Genomic DNA, 20,900 nt, shown 5'->3' with positions numbered 1-20,900 from the left:
CTTTCACAAGACACGCCTTTGGCGTGATGCCATTCAAAGGAGATACCACCATGGCAATGAAAATTCGTCTCGCCCGCGGCGGCTCGAAAAAGCGTCCTTTCTACCGCATCGTGGCTGCTGACAGCCGCATGCCCCGCGACGGCCGTTTCATCGAGAAACTGGGCACCTACAACCCGCTGCTGCCGAAAGACAGCGAAGAGCGCGTGAAAATGGACATGGAGCGCATTCAGTACTGGCTGGACCAGGGTGCTCAGCCCACCGACCGTATCGCACGCATGCTGGAAGCAGCCGGCGCACGCGACAAGGCCGAGCGCAACAACCCCAATAAGGGTACCCCGGGCAAGAAAGCCCAGGAGCGCGCGGAAGAGAAAGCTGCAAAGGCTGCTGAAGCCGCTGCCGCACCGGCTGAAGAAGCTGCTGCTGAAGAATAAGCAAGGCGGGCGCGTGCAGGATCAGACCTTCAGTGATGATTTCCGCACGCAGTTCGATCTGCTGATGCGGCTCCGGCGCGATGTGCGCCGGTTCCGCGCCGATGCCGTGAACGAGGCAGTGCTGACGCGCTGCCTCGACACGTTTCGACTGGCCCCATCCGTGGGGCTGAGCGAACCCTGGCGCGTGATCCGCGTCAAAAGCGAAAAAGCCCGCACTGCGGCGCTTGAGAATTTCCAGACCGCGAATGCCGAGGCCCTTGCCGGATACTCCGGCGAGAAGGCGCAGCTTTACAGCAGCCTCAAGTTGTCGGGCATGCGCGAGGCCGCTGTGCAACTGGCTGTCTTCTGCGACGATGCCACGGACAAGGGTCTGGGGCTGGGCGCAGGCACGATGCCCGAGATGCGCCGCTATTCCGTCGTCACCGCGATCACCTTGTTCTGGCTGTCCCTGCGGGCCGAGGGGCTGGGGTTGGGGTGGGTGTCCATTCTGGACCCCGACCGGTTGACGCAGGACCTGAAAGTGCCGGGCAGCTGGCGCCTGATCGGGTATTTTTGCATCGGCTGGCCCGAGGCGTTGTCAGACACGCCGGAACTGGAGCGTGCCGGTTGGGAAAATCGTCAGGACAGTCTGACCGTCGAGGTGCGATAGACTTATGTTTGGGCTGATGCGGCTTCCCATCCTGCTGATGATCGCTTTTATTGTTGGCGTGTTTTTCGAACGCAGCAATCAGCGCGACGCCTGTGCCACGCGCGGAGACTGGCAGGACGGAGTTTGTGTGACGGTGGAAGGGTCCAATGACTGATCTGATCTGTGTAGGCAGTATCGCCGGGTCTTACGGTGTGCGGGGCGAAGTGCGGCTGAAAAGCTACTGCGCGACCCCCGAAGACATCGAATCATATTCCCCGCTGACCGACGAAAGCGGCGCGGAGCGGTATCCGCTTGTGCTGACCCGGACGATCAAGAACGGCTTTGCCGCGCGGCTGGGTGGAATTGAAACCAAGGAGCAGGCGGATGCGATCAAGGGCCTGCGCCTGTTTGCGCGGCGCGACCAGTTGCCCTCGCTGCCGGATGACGAGTTTTATCATACGGACCTGATCGGGCTTGAGGTCTATGACACCGGCGGCACGCTTCTGGGCCGGGTGAAATCGGTGCAGAACCATGGCGCGGCAGACCTGCTGGAACTGCAGGGGCCGGGGATGAACACCACGGTTCTGCTGCCCTTCACGCTTGAGGTCGTGCCGACGGTCGATCTGGATCAGGGTCGTATCATCGCCGACCCGCCGGAGGGTCTACTGTAATGCGGCGGATAATGCTGCATCTGGGTCTGCACAAAACAGGCACCACTGCGGCGCAGTCCTTCCTGTATGAAAACCGCGAGTTGATCTGGCCCCATTTCGCGCTGGTGCTGCCTTACAAGACCCGCAAGACGGGGCTGTCCGGTGCGGCCACGCGTCACTCGGTCTATGGGACAGTGGGAACGCTGGCCGAGTTTGGCGGCCAGATGCGCGAGTTTCTGGATACACTGGAATTCGGAACCAAACGCGGGCTGATCCTGAGCGAAGAGAATTTCAGCGGCCTGCGCCCCAGTCGCAACCTGAGCCAGGGCTACGCTGCGGCCCCGGATCTGGCCGCGTGTATCGTCGACTCGATCCGACAGCGGCTGGTCGGAGAGGATCTGGACATTACGCTCTATCTGTCGCTGCGCCAGCGCGGCGCATGGCTGCGCAGCCTGTGGGCGCATGATTTGCAACGCACGCGGATGGTGCAGGATTTCGAAACCTTCCGTTCCAACCTTGATCAACTGCCCTCGCTTGAAGACACAGTGAACAACATTCGGGACAAGCTGCCATCGGTCACCGTGCAGTCGGAATGGCTGGAAGACATGCTACAGCGCCGTTTTGGCCCCGGTGCGCCATTTGCAGAGTTTCTCAGGTTGTCACGAGACAAAACCGCCCGGATTGTACCGCCGAACAAGGTCAATCCCAGCCTGCCGGAAGACACATTGACCGAGCTTCTGGCGTTGAACCGGTCACGACTGGACGAGGCCGCGCTGACCCGTCAGAAAGCAGCGATCATCGAATCTGTGCAGGATGAGATCTACGGGACCCCATGACTGACAAGCCCAACAAATCCCATGGCCGCAAGGCGATCCGGCCCACGCTGAAACCACGCGAATTGATAACGCCGACACCCGATCTGCATGGCGTGTGGAAAGCCAGGATCATCACGCTGTTCCCGTCGGCCTTCCCCGGCGTGTTGGGCGAAAGCCTGACCGGCAAAGCCCTGCAAGAGGGGTTGTGGCAGTTGGAAACGATCGATCTGCGCCGGTTTGGGGTCGGCAAGCACCGCAATGTCGATGACACGCCGGCCGGCGGCGGGGCCGGAATGGTCCTGCGCCCGGATGTTCTGGGCGAGGCGATTGAACACGCGATGGCGGGCGTTCAAGGCAACTGGCCGCTGATCTACCTCAGTCCGCGCGGCCGGCCGATGAACCAGGCCATGATGCAGTCGCTGGCGCGATGTGACGGCATGACCTTGCTGTGTGGCCGCTTCGAAGGTGTCGATGAACGGGTGCTGGAGCATTACGGCGTTCAGGAGGTTTCGCTTGGTGATTTCGTCATGACCGGGGGCGAGATTGCAGCACAGGCCCTTATTGACGCGACGGTCCGGCTGATCCCGGGCGTGCTGGGCAATCAGGCTTCGACCGAGGATGAGAGTTTTTCGTCGGGGCTGCTGGAACATCCGCAATATACCCGCCCCGCCGAATGGAAGGGGCGGCCGATTCCCGACGTTCTGATGTCCGGGCACCATGGCCGAATCGCTGAATGGCGCCACAGCATGGCCGAAAAGCTGACTCGGGACAGGCGTCCGGATATCTGGGAGAGCTACAGCAAATCCAAGAGCGGCGATTCTGAAGCGGAGTGACCCGTCTCACCCAACTGCTTGCGCGAAACAAAGGCCATTTATTCAATTTCTGACTGCATTTCTTAAGAGGATGCCACAGTTCGAAGAAATACGACAAAAAATTACATAGAACTGACACGATCTGGCAATAGTTGCGCCCCTTTCCTGAGACAAAAACAATCAATCCTGCCTGCCATTTGACCAGTACAGTTTTAACGAGGGGGTAACTGGGCAGGGTCAGGGGGTGAGCGCCTGACCGGTCTGATTGTCATCTGGTCATGAGGCTCCCCCCGCCCAATTATCCTCTCCATTCCGTCCGAGGCGCACCGGCCGTTGTTTGTAATCAGTTGATTTTTGTCTTTTGCATATGCGGGGTTACGCCAAAACTGGATCGGTACACGCGCGAAAAATGCCCGGGGCTTTCGAACCCGCAAGCCAAGGCAACCTCGGTGACCGAGGCCTCGGTCTGAAGCAGCAGGTTCTGGGCCCGTTCCATACGCAGCTCCATGCAGTACTTCTTGGGGGACGTGTTCAGGTATTTACCAAACAACCGCTCCAACTGGCGTGCGGAAATCCCGATTTCTCCGGCGATTTGCGAGGGCGAAACCGGTGCATCGATGCTGTCGCGCATGATCCGTATTGCCCTGGCCAGATGGGCGTTTCGCATCCCGTTGCGCGACTGGAGCGAGACGCGCTGTCTTGCGGTGGCATTACGCACCGCGTTGTAGACCATCTGATCGGCAACGGCGACTGACAGTTCCCGGCCATGTTCCTTTTCGATCAGGTGCAGCATCAGGTCCGCAGTGGCGGTGCCACCCGATGCCGTGATGTGCTTTTCGTCAGCCGTAAACACGCTGCGCACCAGATTCACCTCGGGAAAGGCTTCCATGAACGCGTCGTGGTATTCCCAGTGAATGGCGGCCTGCATTCCGTCCAGGAATCCGGCCTCGGCCAGCACCCAGGCGCCTGAACACAGCGCGCCGATCCGCGTTCCGCGGGCACGCTCGCGACGCAAAGCAGCCAGCAACGGGCGCGTGACGTGTTTGCGCATGTGAATACCGGATAAGACGAACAACTGATCAGTTTTGGGCAGTTTATCCAGCCCGGAATGGACCAGCGTCACGGACCCATTTGAACAAACGGCCTGTTCGCCATGTTCCGATGCAAAGGACCATTCGTACAGGTCTTTCCCGCTTTCCAGATTGGCGATTCTCAATGGCTCGACGGCACATGAAAACGCCAGATGCGAAAATTCCTCAACCAATATGAAGGTGATGTGCTGCGTCTGCTGCATGTCGGTTTCCGTTTGCTGGGCGTCGGCCTGCGACCCCGTGGCGAAGTTTCGGTGATGCTGCACTATTTTTTACTGTATACAAGTTGTATTTTTATCGAATACAAATCGGCCAGCTACTCGGCGCCCACGCGATTCGCAAGGGTATGCATCGGGGCTTGGCAAAGGATTTGGGATGAAAGAAGACGGCAAATCACGCAAGGCAGACCTGAGGGAGCACCTGAAGGTGTCCATTCTGACCCTGCGCCTGCGTCCCGGTGCCGATCTTGACGAGGCGCATCTGTCGGATGCCTTTGGCCTGTCCCGGACCCCGCTGCGCGAGGTGTTCAGGCAATTGGCGGGCGAAGGGTATTTGGATCTGCGCACCAACCGCAGCGCGCGCGTGTCCGAGATGTCCTATACCACCCTGCGCGACTTCTTTCTGGCCGCGCCGATGGTCTATGGGGCAATTCTGCGTCTGGCGGCCCTGAACGCAACGCCCCGGCAGATCGATGACCTAAAGGTGGCGCAGCAAAAGTTCAAAGAGGCATTGCGGACCGGGTCGCCCGAGGATCGTGCCTTGGCCAACAACCGCTTTCACGAAGTGACCGGCGAGATGTCGGCGAATGTCTATCTGCTGCCGTCGTTCAACCGGCTGCTGATCGATCACGCCCGCATCGGTATGACCTTTTATCGCCCCCAAAGCGTTGAAATGACCGAAAACCTGTCCGAGGCGAGCCGCCAGCATGACGCTATCATCGCCGCCATCGAAGCGCGCGATGAAGTGGCTGCTTCGCAGCTGGCGACCGATCACTGGAACCTGTCGCGCGATCAGATCGAACTGTTTGTGATGCCTGAGGCGCTGAATGTCCCGATGGGTGCCCCGCCCCTGTCGAAACCTGCATGAGGACGGAATGAACCCGATTTTCAGATTTGAGGGGATCTACACCCCTGTCGTAACCCCCTACCACGCAGATGGCCGGGTCAACTGGGACGCCCTGTCCGACGTGATCGAATACCTGATCGCACATGGTGTGCACGGGTTGATCTCGGGCGGCTCGACCGGCGAGAACTATGCGCAGACCGTTGACGAGCGTCTTGAGCTGGCAAAATTCACGCATGAGCAGTTAAAAAGCCGGTTGCCGCTTGTGGTCGGCACCGGTGCGATGCTGACACCGGATTCAATCGCGTTGGCCGCGGGCGCGCGCGAGATTGGCGCAGACGCCATCCTGTTGGCCAGCCCGCCCTATTCGGTACCGACCGACCGCGAAAACGCGCTGAACGCACTGGCCATCGACAAGGCGGCAGACCTGCCGGTGATGCTGTACAACTATCCGCACCGCACCGGCACGATGATGGGCGAAGAGTTCCTCGACCGCGTCGGCCGCAGCCGGAATTTCTGCGGCATCAAGGAAAGCTCGGGCGATATCAACCGGGTCCACCTGCTGGCGCGGGACTATCCGCATATCCAGCTGGGATGCGGCATGGACGATCAGGCGCTCGAGTTTTTTGCCTGGGGCGCACCGTTCTGGGTCTGTGGTGGGTCGAATTTCCTGCCTGCCGAGCATGTGGCGCTCTACAACGCCTGTGTGATCGAAGGCAACTTTGCCAAGGGCCGCCGGATCATGTCCGCGATGATGCCGCTGATGCGAGTGCTGGAACAGGGCGGCAAGTTTATCCAAACCATCAAGCATGGCGTGACCATGAACGGGATCGACGCGGGCGCGATGCGGCCTCCGCTGAAGGGTCTCAACAAGGACGACAAGCGCGCGCTGGAACAGGTGACGCGTGTTCTCAGACAAAAAATCGCAGACATTGTGGCGGAGGGTTAAGGCATGGGATTGCACACTAGGGACGAATACAAATCCATTGCTGCCAATCTGGAGCTGCCGACCGGCGCGTTCATTGATGGCGCATTCCGCCCGGCGATGTCCGGCAAGACGTTTGAGACCGTAAACCCGGCCACCGGCGATAAGCTGACCGATATCGCGGCCTGCGGAACCGAGGATGTGGATTTCGCCGTCGAAAAGGCGCGCGCGGCGTTTGACGATGGGCGCTGGTCGAAACTGCACCCGTCCCAGCGCAAGGACGTGCTGATCCGGCTTTGCAAGCTGATGACGCGCAACGCCCGCGAACTGGCGGTGATGGAGAGCATCGACAGCGGCAAGACCATCTATGACTGCGAAACCGTGGACGTGCCTGAAACCATCCACTGCCTGAAATGGCATGCCGAGGCGATCGACAAGATATACGATCAGGTCAGCCCCGCCAGCGACGATCACATTGCCATGGTCGTGCGTGAACCGATCGGTGTTGTGGGCTTGGTGCTGCCGTGGAACTTCCCGCTGCTGATGTTGGCGTGGAAGATCGGGCCTGCTTTGGCGGCGGGCTGTTCGGTCGTGGTGAAACCGGCGGTAGAAACCACGCTGACCGCGCTGCGCCTGGCCGAACTGGCGATGGAGGCCGGACTGCCACGCGGTGTTCTGAACATCGTTCCGGGTGGCGGCGCCGACGTGGGCGAGCCCATCGGGCGGCATATGGATATCGACATGGTGTCCTTCACCGGCTCCACCGTGACTGGCAAGCGGTTCCTGACCTACTCCGCCGAAAGCAACGCCAAGGAAGTGGTGTTGGAGATGGGCGGCAAAAACCCCGCAATCGTGATGGAGGATGCCGAAAACCTCGACCGCGTGGCGGCGCACGTGGTCAATGGCGCGTTCTGGAATATGGGCGAGAACTGCTCGGCCTCATCACGTCTGATCGTGCACAAGGATGTGAAGGCCGAGCTGCTGGAGCGCATCGCCCATCACGCCAAACAATGGAACATCGGCGACCCGCTGGACCCGGAAACCCGCATGGGTGCGCTGGTCAGCGAAGGCCATTACAACAAGGTTTGCAGCTATCTGGATCAGGCCGATAGCGTCGTGATTGGCGGAAAGGCGGAAAAGGGTTTTGTCGAAGCCACGGTCGTCGAAGTCCCCGGCAACGACGCCACCTTGGCACGGGAAGAAATCTTTGGCCCGGTTCTGTCGGTAATCGAAGTGTCGGGCTTTGATGAGGCCATCAAGATCGCCAACGACACCGATTATGGTTTGTGCGCCTCGATCTTCACGGCCAATGCCAAACGCGCCATTCGTGGCGCGCGGGCAATCCGGGCGGGAACAGTCACGGTGAACAGCTTTGGCGAAGGCGACATCACCACACCATTCGGGGGATACAAGCAGTCGGGCTTTGGTGGCCGCGACAACTCGGTCCATGCACACGACCAGTACACCCAGTTGAAAACAATCTGGATCGATCTGGCCGACGATGCGGACGAGGCAGTGGATTGAGCCGGTACGAAGCAAAACGGCTGCCGCGCCAAACCGGCGCGGCGGGGTGGAATGCCATTCTGCCCGCTCAGACACCGCTTCCTGAGATGCAACAGGACCTGAGCGCCGACATCACCATCGTTGGCGGCGGGTTTGCGGGCCTCAGCACGGCGCGACGCCTGCACCAGCTTGATCCTTCCCTGAAGATTGCCGTGCTTGAGGCCGGGCGGTTCGCGGAAGGGTCAGCCGGGCGGAATTCGGGCTTCATGATCGATTTGCCGCATGATCTGGCCTCGGACAATTACGCGGGCGACGGGCTTGAGGCCGACAGGGCCACCATCGCGCTGAACCGAAAGGCCATCGCTTTTGCGCGGCAGGTGGCCGAGGACTGTGTCCTGTCCGATGAAGTGTTCGATCCCTGCGGCAAATTCAACGCCGCTGCCACCCCGTCAGGCGATCTGCACAACCGCGAATATGCCGCGCATCTGGAACGGCTGGGCGAACCCTGCACCCTTTACGATCAGCAACAGATGCAGGAACTCACGGGCAGTCCACATTACACCTCGGGCCTGTTTGCGCCGGGGACTGTCATGGTCCAGCCCGCAGCCTATATCCGGGCATTGTCAGCACATCTGGCCGGACAAGTTGATGTGTTCGAAAACTCACCGGTTTCAGGCTTCGAAAAACAGGGAAACGGCTGGGTTGTCACGACCCCAAAAGCCCGGGTGACGACCGGACGGATTGTGCTGGCCAACAATGGGCATGTCGAAAGCTTTGGGTTCTACCAAAGTCGGCTGATGCATATTTGCCTTTACGCGTCACTGTCAGCGCCTCTGACCGACGCTCAGATCAAAACGCTGGGTGGGCAATCTCGCTGGTCGGTGACACCGGCAGATCCGATGGGAACATCCGTGCGGCGCATCTCGGGCAGTTATGGCGACCGGATCCTGATCCGGACCTGTTCCAGCTTTCATCCTTCGATCGAGACCACAAACATGCGCCTGCGCAATGCGGGCTGGGTGCATGACCGCAAGTTCCGCGAGAGATTTCCGCATTTGCCGGACGTAAAAATGGAACACCGCTGGGCCGGAATGCTGTGCCTCAGCCGCAATGGCGCGGCCGCTTTTGGCGAACTGGACGACGGGGTTTATTCCGCCTGTTGCCAAAACGGGCTGGGCATTGCCCGCGGGACATTGCAGGGAATGGGCATTGCCGAGCTGATCCTGCAGGGCGGGTCGGACATTGCCAGTCATTTTCTGGCCCAACCGGAGCTTCCGCGCCTGCCGCCCGAACCCTTCGCCTCGCTGGGCGCCAACACCTACCTGATGTGGAAGGAATGGCGGTCAGGCAAGGAATGATCTGCCCTATCCCGGCAGGCTGAGCTTTGCCATGCGTCCGCCGTCGATGGTATAGACCTGTCCGGTGACAAAAGCCGCGTCATCTGATGCCAGAAATGCGACAAGGGCCGCAACCTCTTCCGGTGCTCCGGTTCTGGACACGGGGTGGATGCGCCCGATATTCCGGCGAAATGCTTCGGGATCCGGCATCGAGGCGATGAAATCCTCGTTCAGGTCCGTGTCGATCCAACCCGGCGCGACTGCGTTGCACCGGATGCCCTCGGGCCCGTGATCGACCGCGACCGCGCGGGTCAGCCCGTGCAGTCCGGCCTTGGACGCCCCATAGGCCGCATGTCCGGGGTTGCTGCCCAGACCTTCGATCGAGCCGGTGTTGACGATGTTGCCGTGCGTTTTTCGAAGGTGCGACAAGGCGGCCTTGATCATGAGAAACGGTGCCGTCAGGTTGACCGTCAGGGTCCGCTGCCAGTCGTCCAGGCTCATGTCCTCGACCGAGGCTTCCTGCATCATCCCTGCATTGTTGACCAAAACATCAAGGCGCCCGGCCTTCGCAATCAGTTCATTGATCACCTGCGCCGGGCTGTCAGGTCTGGTGAAATCCGCAGCGATGCCTTCAAATTCTGTGTCCGCCCCACGCTGGGCCGTGAAGACGCGCGCGCCTTCTTGCTGCAGCCTGACCGCGATGGCACGGCCGATACCGCTGCGGCCGCCTGTGACGAGGGCAACCTTGCCTTGGAATCGGTTCATGTGACTGGCTTACCTCCGTTGACCTCAACCAATGTGCCGCAGACATAACGCGCCGCGTCCGAGACAAGAAACAGGACGACATCTGCGATGTCATCAGGCTCGGCAATCCGTCCCAGGGGGACAGTTGCACCCAATTCGGCCACGGCAGTATCCGGATCGAACCCGCGTTTTGCAAAACCGGACCTCAGCATGGGCGTGTTCACTTCATTCGGGCACACCGCGTTGATGCGAATGCCCTGATGCGCGTGGTCCATTCCCATGCACTGCGTAAGCGAGGCGATGGCCGCCTTGGTCATACAATAAACCGCATGGTTTGGCCCCGGCCGCAAGCCCCAGCACGATGCCGTATTGACGATTGCCCCGCCCCCCGATTGGGCCAGGATCGGAATCGCGGCCCGACAGATTCTGAACGGTGCTTCGACATTGACACCCAGGGACAGTGACCAGTCATCATCCGTGGTTTCGGTGACGGTGCCCCGCGTTATCACGCCCGCATTGTTGATCACGATGTCCAGCCCGCCCAGAAGGTCCGCGGCCGCTTGGGGAAGCGCGTCGCTGTACGAAGCGTCCCTGAGATCACCGGGCAGGTGGGCTTCGGCCTCGATCCCGTCAACTGATCTGTCCGCCACGGCAACATGCGCGCCGGCCTGCCGCAATTGGCGGACAATTGCTGCGCCGATCCCTCCGGCAGCGCCAGTAACCAGCGCCTTTCTTCCATTCATTTCCATTTCAATTTCCCGATCAAAAAAAGACCCGCCGATTCCCGGCGGGCCAGTGGGGGAGAGATCATCAATACGTCTGGTTCAGTTCGTCCGCTGCCGGTATTTCCCGTTCGCGGCGCGCGATGTAGTCCAGCAGTTCCTCGTTCTTGGCCAGATCCAGCGTGGGCTCCTGATATTCGGCCAGCAGCTTGCGGGCGTGGTTCAGAGCGCGTTCGGTGATCTCAACCTCGCCCTCAGCCGTCCATTGCTCGATCGAATTGTTGTCGAACATTTCGGGCATGAAAAACGCGGTCTGAAAATTGTCCTGTGTGTGTGGATGACCCAGATAGTGACCGCCCGGCCCCACATCCGGCACTGCCGCCAGAGCCTGATCAAAATCGTGCCATTTCGGACCTTCGGCCATGCGATAGGCCATGGCGCATTGTTCGGCATCCACGATGAACTTGGCGACCGAACAGTGCATCCCGGCCTCGTTCCAGCCAGCCGAATGCCAGATGTAATTGGCGCCGGCATGAATTACAGCCTGCAGCGTCGTGGCAGATTCGTAACCGGCCTGCGCATCGAAGGTCTTGGCCCCGCCAAGCGTGTTTGAGGTACGCCACGGCACGTCGTAGTACCGCGCCATCTGACCAATCATGAAATTCATCAGACTGATTTCGGGCGTGCCCGCCATCGGTGCGCCGGATTTCATCGACACGGTCGACAGGTAGTGGCCGTAAATCGCGGGCGCGCCTTTGCGGATCACCTGTGTGTAGGCCAGCGCGCTCAGCGCCTCGGCGTTCAACTGCGCGACAGTCGCGGGTACGCTGGCGGGCGTGTTGGCACCGCCCAACACAAAGGGCGAACACAGTACCGGCTGCTTCCGGCGGCAGAAGGCACGCATCGCGCCCAGCATGGTTTCGTCCCAGACCAGCGGCGAGTTGCCGTTGCAGTTGCCGGTGGTGACAGGGTGATCCTCAAGGAACTCTTCCCCGAACAAGATTGCGCACATGTCCATCACGTCCTCGGCGTTCTTGGGGCTGGTGGTCATGCCCATGAACGTCTTGTCCGAATGTTTCATCGACGAATAGGTGATGCGCAGGTGGCGCTGACTGATCGGGTGATCGTAGGGTTCCACGATATGATGGGCCGACGAATGCAACGCGGGCATCATGTGGCTCAGCTTGTGGAACATTGCCAGATCGTCCAGCGTCGGATTGCGGCGCACGTCGTCGAGATCACGCAGGAACGGCGCGCCGGTCATCGGCACGAAGATCGAATGCCTGCCACCCAGCCGCACGTTCTTTTGAGGGTTTCGGGCATGGTAGGTGAAATCCGAAGGGATTGTGGCAATCAGTTCACGAACCAATCCGCGATCCAGATAGACCAGCTCTCCCTCGACCCTGGCACCGGCCTTTTTCCAGTCTTCCAGCGCAATGGGGTCGCGGAACTGCACGCCTACATTTTCCAGAATGCCCATCGAGGCGTTGTCGATGCGCTCAACCTGGGCGCCGTCCATCACCTCGCATAGCGGGATGCCCCGGGTCAGTCCGGGCAACATCTCAAAGTTTGGCGCGGTTCGCTTGGCGCGGCGGGCCGAGCGTCCGCCCGAGCGGGTCGCGGTACGAATGTTCATGGGGCAATCCTCCAATCTTGTAAGACAGAATGGGGGATTCGCAGGTCGCGCACCTCACTGATTCCGAAATCTGTTTGCAGGAACCGACACCGTTTCAAAACCAAAAGCGCCGCCCCTGTCGGGGCGGTGCCTGATCTTGTCTGTCGCAATCCGATTATTCGGCGGCTTGGGTAGAGACACCGTGCTTTTCACGTTGTCCGTCGCGGAACAACGCCTTGCCCAGCGCGATGCACATCAGGCCCATCACCATGGTAAAGGGCAGCGCACCGATAATCATCGCGTTGCGCAGAGCATCCATCGGGTTGTTTTCACCCGCAGCGAGGACCAGCGCACCGATCACGGCCGTCAGGATCACACCCCAGATGATGCGGTGCTTGATACCGGTTTCCTGGCTGCCACCCGACATGATGGTGTTCATTACCAGAATGCCCGAGTCCGCAGATGTCACCAGGAAGGTCATGATCAGGATCACGCACATGACGTTCAGCATGGACAGCAGCCCGCCGTCGATCATGTAGGACAGCGTCACGAACAGTTTGTTCGTATTCGACGCCCCAATGATCGCGCCTTCCGCCGCGCCTGCCAGTTCCAGATCGATCGCGGTGCCGCCCAGAACGGTCATCCATGCAAAGCAGACCAGTGCCGGTGCGAAGACGCAACCCAGGATGAACTCGCGCACGCTGCGACCCTTTGAGATGCGCGCCAGGAACAGGCCCACGAAGGGCGAGAACGCGATCCACCAGGCCCAGTAGAACGTGGTCCAGCCTGCCTGCCAGCCAAACTGACGGCCCTGCTCTCCTGCTGCATAAGCCGCGGTCAGAGTGGCTTCGTCCAACTCGGCGGCTGCACCTTCCAGACCGCCCTTGAAGCCGTCAAAGCTGCCCCAGGCATTGGTTGCGCCGCCCATCAGGTCAGCCGCATGCGCCTGCGCCTCGGCGGGCAGAGCTGCTGCAAAAGCTTCGGCCGACAGCGGGCCATAGGCATTAAAGCTGAGCGACAGGAAGTGCAGGATGTAGTCCACCATCGCCGAGCCGTAGGTGGTCATGGCGAAGACAAACGAGCCGAAGACGATGAACGTGCCCAGCAGGATGATCGACAGCACAAGGTTCAGGTTCGACAGGTACTTGACGCCCCGGCCAACACCGGAAACCGCCGAAATGATCGACAGGCCCATGATGACGACCAGCCCCGAAATCAGACCGACCTTGCTGGGGGTCGGCACCTCGCCGCCCATATCCATGATCCACTGCATGCCGGTGATGGCATAAAGACCGTCGATGAACTGGCTGACGCCGTAGCCGATGGTGACCGAGACACCCAGAATAGTCGCCACAACACCCAGAACGTCCACGGTGTGGCCCAGAAACCCGTTCATCAGGCGGCCAAACAGAGGCGTCAGCGCCGAGCGGATCGTCAGGGGCATGTTGCGCGTATAGGCGTAATACGCCAGCGACAGCCCGGTTACCACGTAGATTGCCCAGGCGTGGAAGCCGTAGTGCAGGTATGTGAAGCGATATGCGGATTGCAGCGCCTCAGGCGAGTTGCCCTCGACCGCGCCCGAGACCACCACGGGGTTCGAGCCCCATAGACCCAGAGGTTCGGCGGTGGCAAACACCATCAGGCCAACACCCAGACCCGCGCCGAACATCATCGAGAACCACGAGAAATTCGAGAATTCAGGCTTCTCACCCGGTGTACCCATGATCCGCCGACCGGTGGATGGCAGGATCGCAACGATGGCAAGGAAGAAGAAGAACAGGCCGACGATGATAACGTAGAAGCTGTTGAATACTTCAAGCAGCCTGCCGTTCCAGCTGCCGAGCGTGCTGTTCGCATTGGCCGGGAACACCAGCGCCCAAAGTACGAGCGCGACCATGATCCCTTTGCTGATCAGGGCGATCGGGACGCTGTAGTTCTCGTAGAAACCGGCATCCGCCGTTTCTATCTCGAGATCCGTGAACGGTTCGGGTACTGACATATTCTCTCCTCCATGGCGATGTCATTATTTTGGGGGTCTACGTGGTTGCGTATGCGCCTTCGCGCCGACGTCCTGATGTAGCTGACGACCGGGCATGCGGCCGGGGTACACATGAAACCCTTTCAACCCCGGGAAGTGCCAACGCGCGCTCCCATACGCACAGATTTCAGCGCAACCTGGTCCGAAAACACGTGCTGCGCCCTGGCCTTCCAGTTTTTTTTCATACGGGTGACGCCCAGAATTGGCACGGAACCCGAAACTGTCTGCGGACCTGTTCAACGGCGTTTTTTGCAGCCCATTGTACTCGACCCTCATTGGTTCGTCTGCATACAAGGTCGATTTCGGTCGTATTCGGCGTTTACCGACACTATCCGACCCATTGCCGACCCCAGCCGCCATTTGTGACTGACAGATGCATCTATTGTTTAACAAAATCAGTTCTACAACCGAGAAAATTCCATTATTCACTTGAATGATCCTAAACCGAGTACTGATTACGCATGTCCAGACGCCATTATAAACTGCCGCCTTTGACCACCCTTTCCGCCTTCGAGGCAGCAGCACGGCATCTGAGCTTCAAGAACGCCGCCGAGGAATTGTCAGTCACACCCGGCGCAGTCAGCCATCAGATCAAGGCGCTGGAAGGCGATCTGGATACAGCGCTTTTTCAACGCAAGCATCGCGGTGTGGACCTGACCGAGGACGGAAGGGCATTGTACGAGGCATTGTCCACGTCCTTCGGGCGCATCTCAAAAACGCTGGCGACGATCCGCGACCGCACGTCGGGCGGCAAGGTGACCGTCGGATCGACAACGGCCGTCGCCGCATTGTGGCTGTCACCCTCCATCATCCGGTTCTGGCGGGAAACGCCTGAAGTCAATGTCGATCAGATCTCGCAGGATCGTCCTTTCAGGAACCGGCCCGAGATTGATTTCTTCATCCGATACGGCAAGGACAATGACCCTACGCTGTCGCATACCCCGCTGTACCGAGATCAGCTGATCGCGGTCGGCAGCCCGGACACGGCCGAAAGACTTGCGGGGGCGGATTTGGAACAATTGGCCGCCCAGCGGCTTATTCATCTGGATTCAGAGGATCAGACCTGGACGACATGGCCGGACTGGTTTCAAATTCTGGGGTATTCAGGAAACATCCCGGTGGAAACACGCGTCAACAGCTACTCGGTGGCCTTGCAGCTTGCGCGCAAGGGCGCAGGACTGGCGCTTGGATGGCAACGCCTGATCAGGCCTATGTTGCAATCCGGGAAACTGGTTCCGATCGGCCCGCATCGCCTGACGGCCCCCAACCAGTTCTACCTGGTCGGCCGGCCGGAAGAGGAACTGACCGAGAATGCACGCGCGCTCAAGAACTGGATCATTCAGGAAGTGCGTCAGAATTCGGATTAGATCAGGTCAAGCTGTGATGAGGATTTCTGATATTGAAGCGGGGGCAGCGGTTCCGTCAAAACGATTGAAATGCATCCAGCCAAGAGTCAGGAGAGCCCGATGAACAAGCATAGTGTTCTGTCATCCGTTCTGAACGATGTGAATATCGCAAACGGCCTGCCGAACGAACATTATATCGACCCGGTGGTTTTTGCCGAAGAAAAACAGTCGGTCCTGTTTTCGAATTGGTCTGGTATCGGGTTTGGCAAGGACGTCCCCGAGGAAGGAGACGCCAAACCAGTGGACTTTCTGGGTATGCCCCTGTTGATCGTGCGCGACCGCGACGGCGAGATCGGCGTGTTTCAGAACACCTGCCGGCATCGTGGAATGATCCTGGTGGATACGCCCAGAAAAATCGGCGGTGCCATCCGCTGTCCCTATCACAGCTGGTGCTACAGCCTGAAAGGCAAGCTGCATGCGACGCCTCATGTGGGGGGGCCGGGACAGAACAAGCATGAAGATATCGACAAGGACGATCTGGGGCTGGTTCGGATTCGGTCTTACGTCTGGCGTGACGTGATCTTCGTCAATGTCAGCGGCAACGCACCCGATTTCGAAGAGGTTCACGGACCGCTGATGGAACGCTGGGGCGAATTTGAACAGCCTATCTTTCACGGCGGAGAGACATCGTCCTTCAAGCTTGAGGTCAAGTCCAACTGGAAGCTCGCAGTCGAGAACTATTGCGAAAGCTATCATTTGCCGTGGGTGCATCCCGGTCTCAACAGCTATTCCCGTCTGGAAGATCACTATAATATCGAAGCGCGCAACCACTACTCGGGCCAGGGAACGCTGGTTTACCGTCAACTGACAGATCAGGACGGTGCCACGCTGCAGGATTTTGCCGGCCTGAGCGACAAGTGGGATGAGGGCGCGGAATATGTCGCGCTGTATCCCAATGTGCTGTTGGGCGTCCAGCGCGACCACAGCTTTGCCATCGTTCTCGAGCCTGTCGATCAGGAGAACACAGTGGAACATATCGAGCTGTATTACGCCAAGAGCGAAGCCGAAACGCCCGAGCATGACGGGTTGCGCGCCTCGAACGCGCAGCTATGGAAAACCGTTTTTGAAGAGGATGTTTTCGTCGTGGAAGGCATGCAGAAAGGTCGGCACGGCGTTCTGTTTGACGGCGGGCGGTTTTCCCCGGCGATGGATGGACCGACCCATTGCTTCCACCACTGGGTGGCCACGCAGATCGAAAACGGCCGGACAGTCTGAGGAACGGCCGGGTGAAGGATCGGACAGAACAAGATCAACGGGCTACGCTGGATCGGCTGCTGCTGGATGCACATTCCCGAGGCGACCACGTAGACCTTGTCCGCTATTACACACAGGCCGCGGACGAGCGTGAAGCCGTTCGCGACCTGGACGCGGCCTGCTTCTATCTGACCCATGCCTTTGTCTTTGCGCTGGAAGCCGGCGTGCCCGAAGCCGATGTTCTGAACTACCGGCTGTTTGAACACGGGCGCACGGAACGGTTGGAGTTCTGAGCCAACCGTCGACGGTAACGTGCCCCGCCGTTACACTGCCCTAACGTCGCCCTGTTCACACGCGCGATAAAACTTCTATTCTGCCCGGGGCTTCAATCGGACCGTCACCGGAGGGGCAAACGTTGGAAAACGTGACTGACATGCTGATCGTCGGCGCCGGGTTTTCCGGGCTGACCATGGCGCTGGAGGCGCGAAAGCGCGGCGTTGCCGACATCGCCATCCTTGAAAAAGCAGGCGATATCGGCGGGACCTGGCGCGAGAATACTTATCCCGGCGTTGCCTGTGATATCCCCTCGCATCTCTATTCAATGGCTACCCACCCGAACCCGGACTGGAGCCGGGCTTATGCGGGCGGAGCCGAGATTCAGTCCTATCTGCAGAAGATCGCCCGCGCCGAGGGCCTGTACGATCTGTGCCATTTTCACCAAAGCCTGAAATCTGCCAGATGGGACGGCACAAGCTGGCAGGTCGAAACACATGAAGGTCAGCACTGGACCGCAAGCTTTCTGGTCTCGGCAATTGGTGCGCTGCATGTGCCGAACATTCCGGATATCCCCGGCGCCGAGAGCTTTCCCGGCCCTTGCTTTCATTCCGCCGAATGGGAACACGACGTCCCATTGGCCGGCAAACGCGTCGCGGTTGTGGGCACTGGCGCATCCGCGGTTCAGTTCGTGCCCGAAGTCGCCAAATCCGCGGCGGACGTCACCGTTTTCCAGCGCAGCCCGCCTTATGTCCTGCCGCGCCCTGACGGCCCGATTGCACCATGGGTACGTCGCCTCTACCGTCACGTCCCCCTGCTGCCACGCCTGCGGCGCAAGCTGATCTACATGATTTTTGAGTACCGCCACAAAGTATTTCGCGGCGAGGCGCGCATGGTGAATTTCGCAATGAAAATGTGGCGTAAATCACTGACTGGCGCGATCCCGGATCCTACCAAGCAGAAGATGCTGACGCCCGGTTATCGGATCGGGTGCAAACGTATCCTGAGCTCGAACGACTGGTACCCGGCACTGGCCCGCGACAACGTCCACCTGGTTCCGCAAGGGGTGGCATCCATTGAGTCCGACCAGATCATCGCAACAGATGGCAGCACGGTTCAGGCTGACGTTCTAATCTGGGGGACCGGCTTTCACGTCACGGATGTGGTGCAACGACTGGACATCTCGGGCGTCAACGAAATTACACTGCACAAAGCTTGGGGCGACGGAATGCAGGCCAATCTGGGCACCGCGATCGCCGGTTTCCCGAACTTCTTCATATTGCTGGGGCCGCATACCGGGCTGGGGCACAACTCGGTTGTTCTGATGATTGAAGCCCAAGTGAAACACATTGGCCGCGTTCTGGCGCAGATGAAGAAAAAAGGGCTGAAGGTCATCATGCCGGATGCCGCGAAACAGGATGAGTTCACACGCGAGATGCGCGAACGGCACACCGACAGCGTCTGGCAGACTGGCGGCTGCACATCGTGGTATCAGGATGCGCAAGGGCGCAACACCACGCTGTGGCCCGGCACCGTGGCGGAGTACGAAAAGAGGATGGCGCAGGCGGGTTTGGAACAATACCGTCCAGTGCCCACGCCGAATGGAGAATTGTAGATGACGACTATCCTGATCTTGCTGGGCGCACTGGGCCTCTTTCTGCTGGCCATGAACCTTTGGACGCGGCGGCTGACCAAAAAGGGGTTCGAAAGGGTGCCTCAACCGGGTCAGGTGGTCGCGGTTGATGGCGGCAGCATCCACTATGTCGAGCGTGGAGATCCCACCAACCAGACCATCGTGATGATCCACGGTCTGTCGGGGCAGCTACAGCATTACACCTATGCGCTGATGGACGAATTGACGGACGATTTCCACGTCATTGCCCTTGATCGCCCCGGCTGCGGGTATTCTACCCGGGACGACCCGTCGTTGGGCACCCTTCCGGAGCAGGCCCGGATGATACAGGAGTTTCTGGACCAAAAATCGGTCACCGACGTCATTCTGGTCGGGCATTCTCTGGGCGGGGCGGTGTCGCTGGCGATGGCCCTTGAATATCCCGACCGGATTGCGGGGCTCGCGTTGCTGGCCCCGCTGACACAGCAAATGCCCGCGCCGCCACAGGTTTTCAAACCGCTGGAAATCCGGACTGCCTGGTTACGCAACCTGATCGGCAATACGATCGCCGTGCCGCTGGCGGCAAAGACAGCGCCCCATGTTCTGAGCGCCGTTTTTGAGCCCGAGCCCGCCCCGGCGGATTTCCTGGACCGGGCGGGGGGTGCCCTGGGGCTGCGCCCATCGGCCTTCATCACAGCCTCGCAGGACGTGGTTGGCGTGGATACCAGCATCGAAGACCAATGCCGCCGCTACCCTGAATTACAAGTGCCGGGCGGTATTCTTTATGGCACTCAGGACGCCATCCTCTCAGCCGCGCAGCACGGCCCTCCGATGACAGAATTCGGCCTGACCTACGAGGAAACTGGCAAGCACGGCCATATGATCCTCATCACCATCCCGGAAATTTGCGCATCGTTCATCCGAAAGATTGCCGATAATTGCCGCTCATCCCGATTGGAATCGGCAGGTCAGCCCAAAGAGTGAAAGATTCCGCCACGGACCGCCATTTCCCTCTTGACCCTGCCGGACCCCTCCCTTAAATCGCCTCTCACTCGTGGCGGAGTAGCTCAGTTGGTTAGAGCAGCGGAATCATAATCCGCGTGTCGGGGGTTCAAGTCCCTCCTCCGCTACCAAATCACTCAAGTTAAGTATATGATTTTGAAGAAAAATCACACCCTTCCTTGAGATTGCCCCGCCATCTTTCCCACCACTTGGTTTCTCAAAACCTATTGGAAAGGAAAAATGATGCAAAAATACTCACCTAAGGAAATCTGCGACGAAATGCTGGGCGTAGCTTATCAGACCGCTGGCTTAGCAGTAGCGCTGGATAATGCGATCTTCTTCGACAACGGCGGGCTGCAAGACATACATCCCCAAACACTAAAGGCGGTGGATGGCATGGCAAAAGCGCTGTGCAGATCCACAGACATGCTCGTTGATCAGATCGAAGCCCTCAATCTTGCGGCCGATTGGTCTGACGCCACCAAGGACAGCCCAAAGTTGGTCAAGGTCTAGGTCAATAGACCAAGTTTGTGACCGGCGTTGAAAGAACCAATGGCCCCCCGTGCGAGGTACCCCGGGGGGTCTGTTTGTTAGAGGAGCGGGGGGAAAATCCGCGCGCGCAGATGCAGTGTCCACTCCCACACTCGCGGGTCTCTAATAAATTTTTTTCTTTCAACTCATCAATCACATATCGTTTTGATGCCGTGCATCGGCCATTCGTATATCTGATTGGAGACTTCCTCCCGAACCAGTTGTAGGGAGAAATGAAGAGCTCTGAAATCGTCTACAGGGTCTCACGCGGCCAGAAGATCTTGGTGCCCTGTCAGTATTTTTTTGTCCAAAAGATACGGGAGATGATTGAAGGGTTCGGAGCGACGGATCCGGCACCACTGATCGATTGGCAGAGGTCCGAGGTGCTGCACCCCTCCGGCGGGCTCGCACATTTCGCGGTGAACGATGAGGCCGTGTCAGGGCGGGAATACCATGCAGTGGGACTGTACCCTACCCAAGAGATGCGTTTTCGGGCGTTTCTTTCAGAT

Annotated in this window: 21 protein-coding genes and 1 tRNA gene; 17 read left to right on the top strand and 5 right to left on the bottom strand. The window is 59.4% G+C overall.

What is annotated here, in order from left to right; all coding sequences use genetic code 11:
• The first annotated feature begins 50 nt into the window (after positions 1 to 50).
• From rpsP to trmD, 6 genes are read left to right on the top strand one after another with little or no spacing between them, the layout of a single operon-like run.
• Positions 51 to 431 (top strand): 30S ribosomal protein S16, encoded by a 381-nt coding sequence (gene rpsP, locus ACR0CG_RS15970; RefSeq protein ID WP_480526195.1) that lies wholly within the window; start codon positions 51 to 53, stop codon positions 429 to 431.
• Positions 432 to 444: 13 nt separating this feature from the next.
• Positions 445 to 1,080, top strand: coding sequence for a 5,6-dimethylbenzimidazole synthase (gene bluB / locus ACR0CG_RS15965; protein WP_480526193.1), 636 nt, complete (start codon positions 445 to 447; stop codon positions 1,078 to 1,080).
• A 16-nt stretch (positions 1,081 to 1,096) separates the two neighbouring features.
• A complete protein-coding gene (locus ACR0CG_RS15960; RefSeq protein ID WP_170805713.1) occupies positions 1,097 to 1,234 on the top strand; it encodes a hypothetical protein in 138 nt (45 codons plus the stop codon).
• A complete protein-coding gene (gene rimM, locus ACR0CG_RS15955; RefSeq protein WP_480526191.1) occupies positions 1,227 to 1,730 on the top strand; it encodes a ribosome maturation factor RimM in 504 nt (167 codons plus the stop codon). Before ACR0CG_RS15960 ends, rimM begins: the two co-directional genes overlap by 8 nt.
• Positions 1,730 to 2,545: a hypothetical protein gene (locus ACR0CG_RS15950; protein WP_480526189.1), complete on the top strand. Its 816-nt coding sequence runs from the start codon at positions 1,730 to 1,732 to the stop codon at positions 2,543 to 2,545. Before rimM ends, ACR0CG_RS15950 begins: the two co-directional genes overlap by 1 nt.
• Complete coding sequence (gene trmD / locus ACR0CG_RS15945) at positions 2,542 to 3,357, top strand: tRNA (guanosine(37)-N1)-methyltransferase TrmD (RefSeq protein ID WP_480526187.1); 816 nt, start codon at positions 2,542 to 2,544, stop codon at positions 3,355 to 3,357. The genes ACR0CG_RS15950 and trmD overlap by 4 nt, the downstream gene beginning before the upstream one ends.
• 322 nt (positions 3,358 to 3,679) lie before the next feature.
• On the opposite strand, the gene ACR0CG_RS15940 is transcribed toward trmD, so the two are convergent.
• A complete protein-coding gene (locus ACR0CG_RS15940; RefSeq protein ID WP_480526185.1) occupies positions 3,680 to 4,630 on the bottom strand; it encodes a GlxA family transcriptional regulator in 951 nt (316 codons plus the stop codon).
• Between the two features lie 172 nt (positions 4,631 to 4,802).
• Between ACR0CG_RS15940 and ACR0CG_RS15935 the strand changes: the two genes are divergently transcribed.
• Genes ACR0CG_RS15935 through ACR0CG_RS15920 form a run of 4 tightly spaced genes read left to right on the top strand, consistent with a single transcriptional unit; the run spans position 4,803 to position 9,275 of the window.
• Positions 4,803 to 5,513, top strand: a complete 711-nt coding sequence (locus ACR0CG_RS15935) for a GntR family transcriptional regulator (RefSeq protein WP_170612034.1) — start codon at positions 4,803 to 4,805, stop codon at positions 5,511 to 5,513.
• 7 nt (positions 5,514 to 5,520) lie between these two features.
• The gene (locus ACR0CG_RS15930; protein ID WP_480526183.1) at positions 5,521 to 6,438 is read left to right on the top strand and encodes a dihydrodipicolinate synthase family protein; all 918 of its coding nucleotides are present in this window, start codon (positions 5,521 to 5,523) and stop codon (positions 6,436 to 6,438) included.
• A gap of 3 nt (positions 6,439 to 6,441) precedes the next feature.
• Positions 6,442 to 7,938 (top strand): aldehyde dehydrogenase, encoded by a 1,497-nt coding sequence (locus ACR0CG_RS15925; protein ID WP_480526181.1) that lies wholly within the window; start codon positions 6,442 to 6,444, stop codon positions 7,936 to 7,938.
• Positions 7,935 to 9,275: an NAD(P)/FAD-dependent oxidoreductase gene (locus ACR0CG_RS15920; protein ID WP_480526179.1), complete on the top strand. Its 1,341-nt coding sequence runs from the start codon at positions 7,935 to 7,937 to the stop codon at positions 9,273 to 9,275. The genes ACR0CG_RS15925 and ACR0CG_RS15920 overlap by 4 nt, the downstream gene beginning before the upstream one ends.
• Positions 9,276 to 9,281: 6 nt before the next feature.
• Here the strand turns inward: ACR0CG_RS15920 and ACR0CG_RS15915 are convergent, their stop codons facing one another.
• The 4 genes from ACR0CG_RS15915 to ACR0CG_RS15900 all read right to left on the bottom strand — a co-directional run bounded on the left by ACR0CG_RS15915 (position 9,282) and on the right by ACR0CG_RS15900 (position 14,334).
• Entirely contained in the window at positions 9,282 to 10,019 is a 738-nt protein-coding gene (locus tag ACR0CG_RS15915) for an SDR family NAD(P)-dependent oxidoreductase (protein ID WP_480526177.1), read from the bottom strand.
• The gene (locus ACR0CG_RS15910) at positions 10,016 to 10,747 is read right to left on the bottom strand and encodes an SDR family NAD(P)-dependent oxidoreductase (protein WP_480526175.1); all 732 of its coding nucleotides are present in this window, start codon (positions 10,745 to 10,747) and stop codon (positions 10,016 to 10,018) included. Before ACR0CG_RS15910 ends, ACR0CG_RS15915 begins: the two co-directional genes overlap by 4 nt.
• 61 nt (positions 10,748 to 10,808) lie before the next feature.
• The gene (locus tag ACR0CG_RS15905; protein WP_480526173.1) at positions 10,809 to 12,356 is read right to left on the bottom strand and encodes a trimethylamine methyltransferase family protein; all 1,548 of its coding nucleotides are present in this window, start codon (positions 12,354 to 12,356) and stop codon (positions 10,809 to 10,811) included.
• A gap of 154 nt (positions 12,357 to 12,510) precedes the next feature.
• Positions 12,511 to 14,334 carry a BCCT family transporter gene (locus tag ACR0CG_RS15900; protein WP_170681632.1) on the bottom strand — a complete coding sequence of 608 codons (1,824 nt, stop codon included), beginning with the start codon at positions 14,332 to 14,334 and terminating at the stop codon, positions 12,511 to 12,513.
• Between the two features lie 500 nt (positions 14,335 to 14,834).
• On the opposite strand from ACR0CG_RS15900, the gene ACR0CG_RS15895 reads away from it, so the two are divergent.
• The 7 genes from ACR0CG_RS15895 to ACR0CG_RS15865 all read left to right on the top strand — a co-directional run bounded on the left by ACR0CG_RS15895 (position 14,835) and on the right by ACR0CG_RS15865 (position 20,373).
• On the top strand, positions 14,835 to 15,740 hold the full coding sequence (locus ACR0CG_RS15895; protein ID WP_480526171.1) for a LysR substrate-binding domain-containing protein: 906 nt from the start codon (positions 14,835 to 14,837) through the stop codon (positions 15,738 to 15,740).
• A gap of 99 nt (positions 15,741 to 15,839) precedes the next feature.
• Positions 15,840 to 16,994 (top strand): aromatic ring-hydroxylating oxygenase subunit alpha, encoded by a 1,155-nt coding sequence (locus ACR0CG_RS15890; RefSeq protein ID WP_170805921.1) that lies wholly within the window; start codon positions 15,840 to 15,842, stop codon positions 16,992 to 16,994.
• Between the two features lie 11 nt (positions 16,995 to 17,005).
• Positions 17,006 to 17,266 carry a hypothetical protein gene (locus ACR0CG_RS15885; RefSeq protein ID WP_480526169.1) on the top strand — a complete coding sequence of 87 codons (261 nt, stop codon included), beginning with the start codon at positions 17,006 to 17,008 and terminating at the stop codon, positions 17,264 to 17,266.
• A 131-nt stretch (positions 17,267 to 17,397) separates the two neighbouring features.
• Positions 17,398 to 18,861 (top strand): flavin-containing monooxygenase, encoded by a 1,464-nt coding sequence (locus ACR0CG_RS15880; RefSeq protein ID WP_480526302.1) that lies wholly within the window; start codon positions 17,398 to 17,400, stop codon positions 18,859 to 18,861.
• Positions 18,862 to 19,842, top strand: coding sequence for an alpha/beta fold hydrolase (locus ACR0CG_RS15875; RefSeq protein ID WP_480526167.1), 981 nt, complete (start codon positions 18,862 to 18,864; stop codon positions 19,840 to 19,842). It begins immediately after the preceding gene.
• Positions 19,843 to 19,914: 72 nt separating this feature from the next.
• Positions 19,915 to 19,991 (top strand) — tRNA-Met (locus tag ACR0CG_RS15870).
• A 109-nt stretch (positions 19,992 to 20,100) separates the two neighbouring features.
• Entirely contained in the window at positions 20,101 to 20,373 is a 273-nt protein-coding gene (locus tag ACR0CG_RS15865; RefSeq protein ID WP_480526165.1) for a hypothetical protein, read from the top strand.
• The last annotated feature ends 527 nt before the right edge of the window (positions 20,374 to 20,900 follow it).

It is taken from the genome of Ruegeria sp. AB8 (genome assembly GCF_056542605.1).
Note: the sequence above shows the minus strand (reverse complement) of the source record. Positions and strands in the feature narration are given on the sequence as shown.

Excerpts from the sequence above, each read along its gene's own strand:
- ACR0CG_RS15875 (WP_480526167.1), top strand. The coding sequence starts at position 18,862 with ATGACGACTATCCTGATCTTGCTGGGCGCACTGGGCCTCTTTCTGCTG.
- rimM (WP_480526191.1), top strand. The coding sequence starts at position 1,227 with ATGACTGATCTGATCTGTGTAGGCAGTATCGCCGGGTCTTACGGTGTG.
- rpsP (WP_480526195.1), top strand. The coding sequence starts at position 51 with ATGGCAATGAAAATTCGTCTCGCCCGCGGCGGCTCGAAAAAGCGTCCT.
- ACR0CG_RS15890 (WP_170805921.1), top strand. The coding sequence starts at position 15,840 with ATGAACAAGCATAGTGTTCTGTCATCCGTTCTGAACGATGTGAATATC.
- ACR0CG_RS15950 (WP_480526189.1), top strand. The coding sequence starts at position 1,730 with ATGCGGCGGATAATGCTGCATCTGGGTCTGCACAAAACAGGCACCACT.
- ACR0CG_RS15865 (WP_480526165.1), top strand. The coding sequence starts at position 20,101 with ATGATGCAAAAATACTCACCTAAGGAAATCTGCGACGAAATGCTGGGC.
- trmD (WP_480526187.1), top strand. The coding sequence starts at position 2,542 with ATGACTGACAAGCCCAACAAATCCCATGGCCGCAAGGCGATCCGGCCC.
- ACR0CG_RS15925 (WP_480526181.1), top strand. The coding sequence starts at position 6,442 with ATGGGATTGCACACTAGGGACGAATACAAATCCATTGCTGCCAATCTG.
- ACR0CG_RS15935 (WP_170612034.1), top strand. The coding sequence starts at position 4,803 with ATGAAAGAAGACGGCAAATCACGCAAGGCAGACCTGAGGGAGCACCTG.
- ACR0CG_RS15915 (WP_480526177.1), bottom strand. The coding sequence starts at position 10,019 with ATGAACCGATTCCAAGGCAAGGTTGCCCTCGTCACAGGCGGCCGCAGC.
- ACR0CG_RS15910 (WP_480526175.1), bottom strand. The coding sequence starts at position 10,747 with ATGGAAATGAATGGAAGAAAGGCGCTGGTTACTGGCGCTGCCGGAGGG.
- ACR0CG_RS15940 (WP_480526185.1), bottom strand. The coding sequence starts at position 4,630 with ATGCAGCAGACGCAGCACATCACCTTCATATTGGTTGAGGAATTTTCG.
- ACR0CG_RS15930 (WP_480526183.1), top strand. The coding sequence starts at position 5,521 with ATGAACCCGATTTTCAGATTTGAGGGGATCTACACCCCTGTCGTAACC.
- ACR0CG_RS15905 (WP_480526173.1), bottom strand. The coding sequence starts at position 12,356 with ATGAACATTCGTACCGCGACCCGCTCGGGCGGACGCTCGGCCCGCCGC.
- ACR0CG_RS15960 (WP_170805713.1), top strand. The coding sequence starts at position 1,097 with ATGCGGCTTCCCATCCTGCTGATGATCGCTTTTATTGTTGGCGTGTTT.
- ACR0CG_RS15895 (WP_480526171.1), top strand. The coding sequence starts at position 14,835 with ATGTCCAGACGCCATTATAAACTGCCGCCTTTGACCACCCTTTCCGCC.
- ACR0CG_RS15900 (WP_170681632.1), bottom strand. The coding sequence starts at position 14,334 with ATGTCAGTACCCGAACCGTTCACGGATCTCGAGATAGAAACGGCGGAT.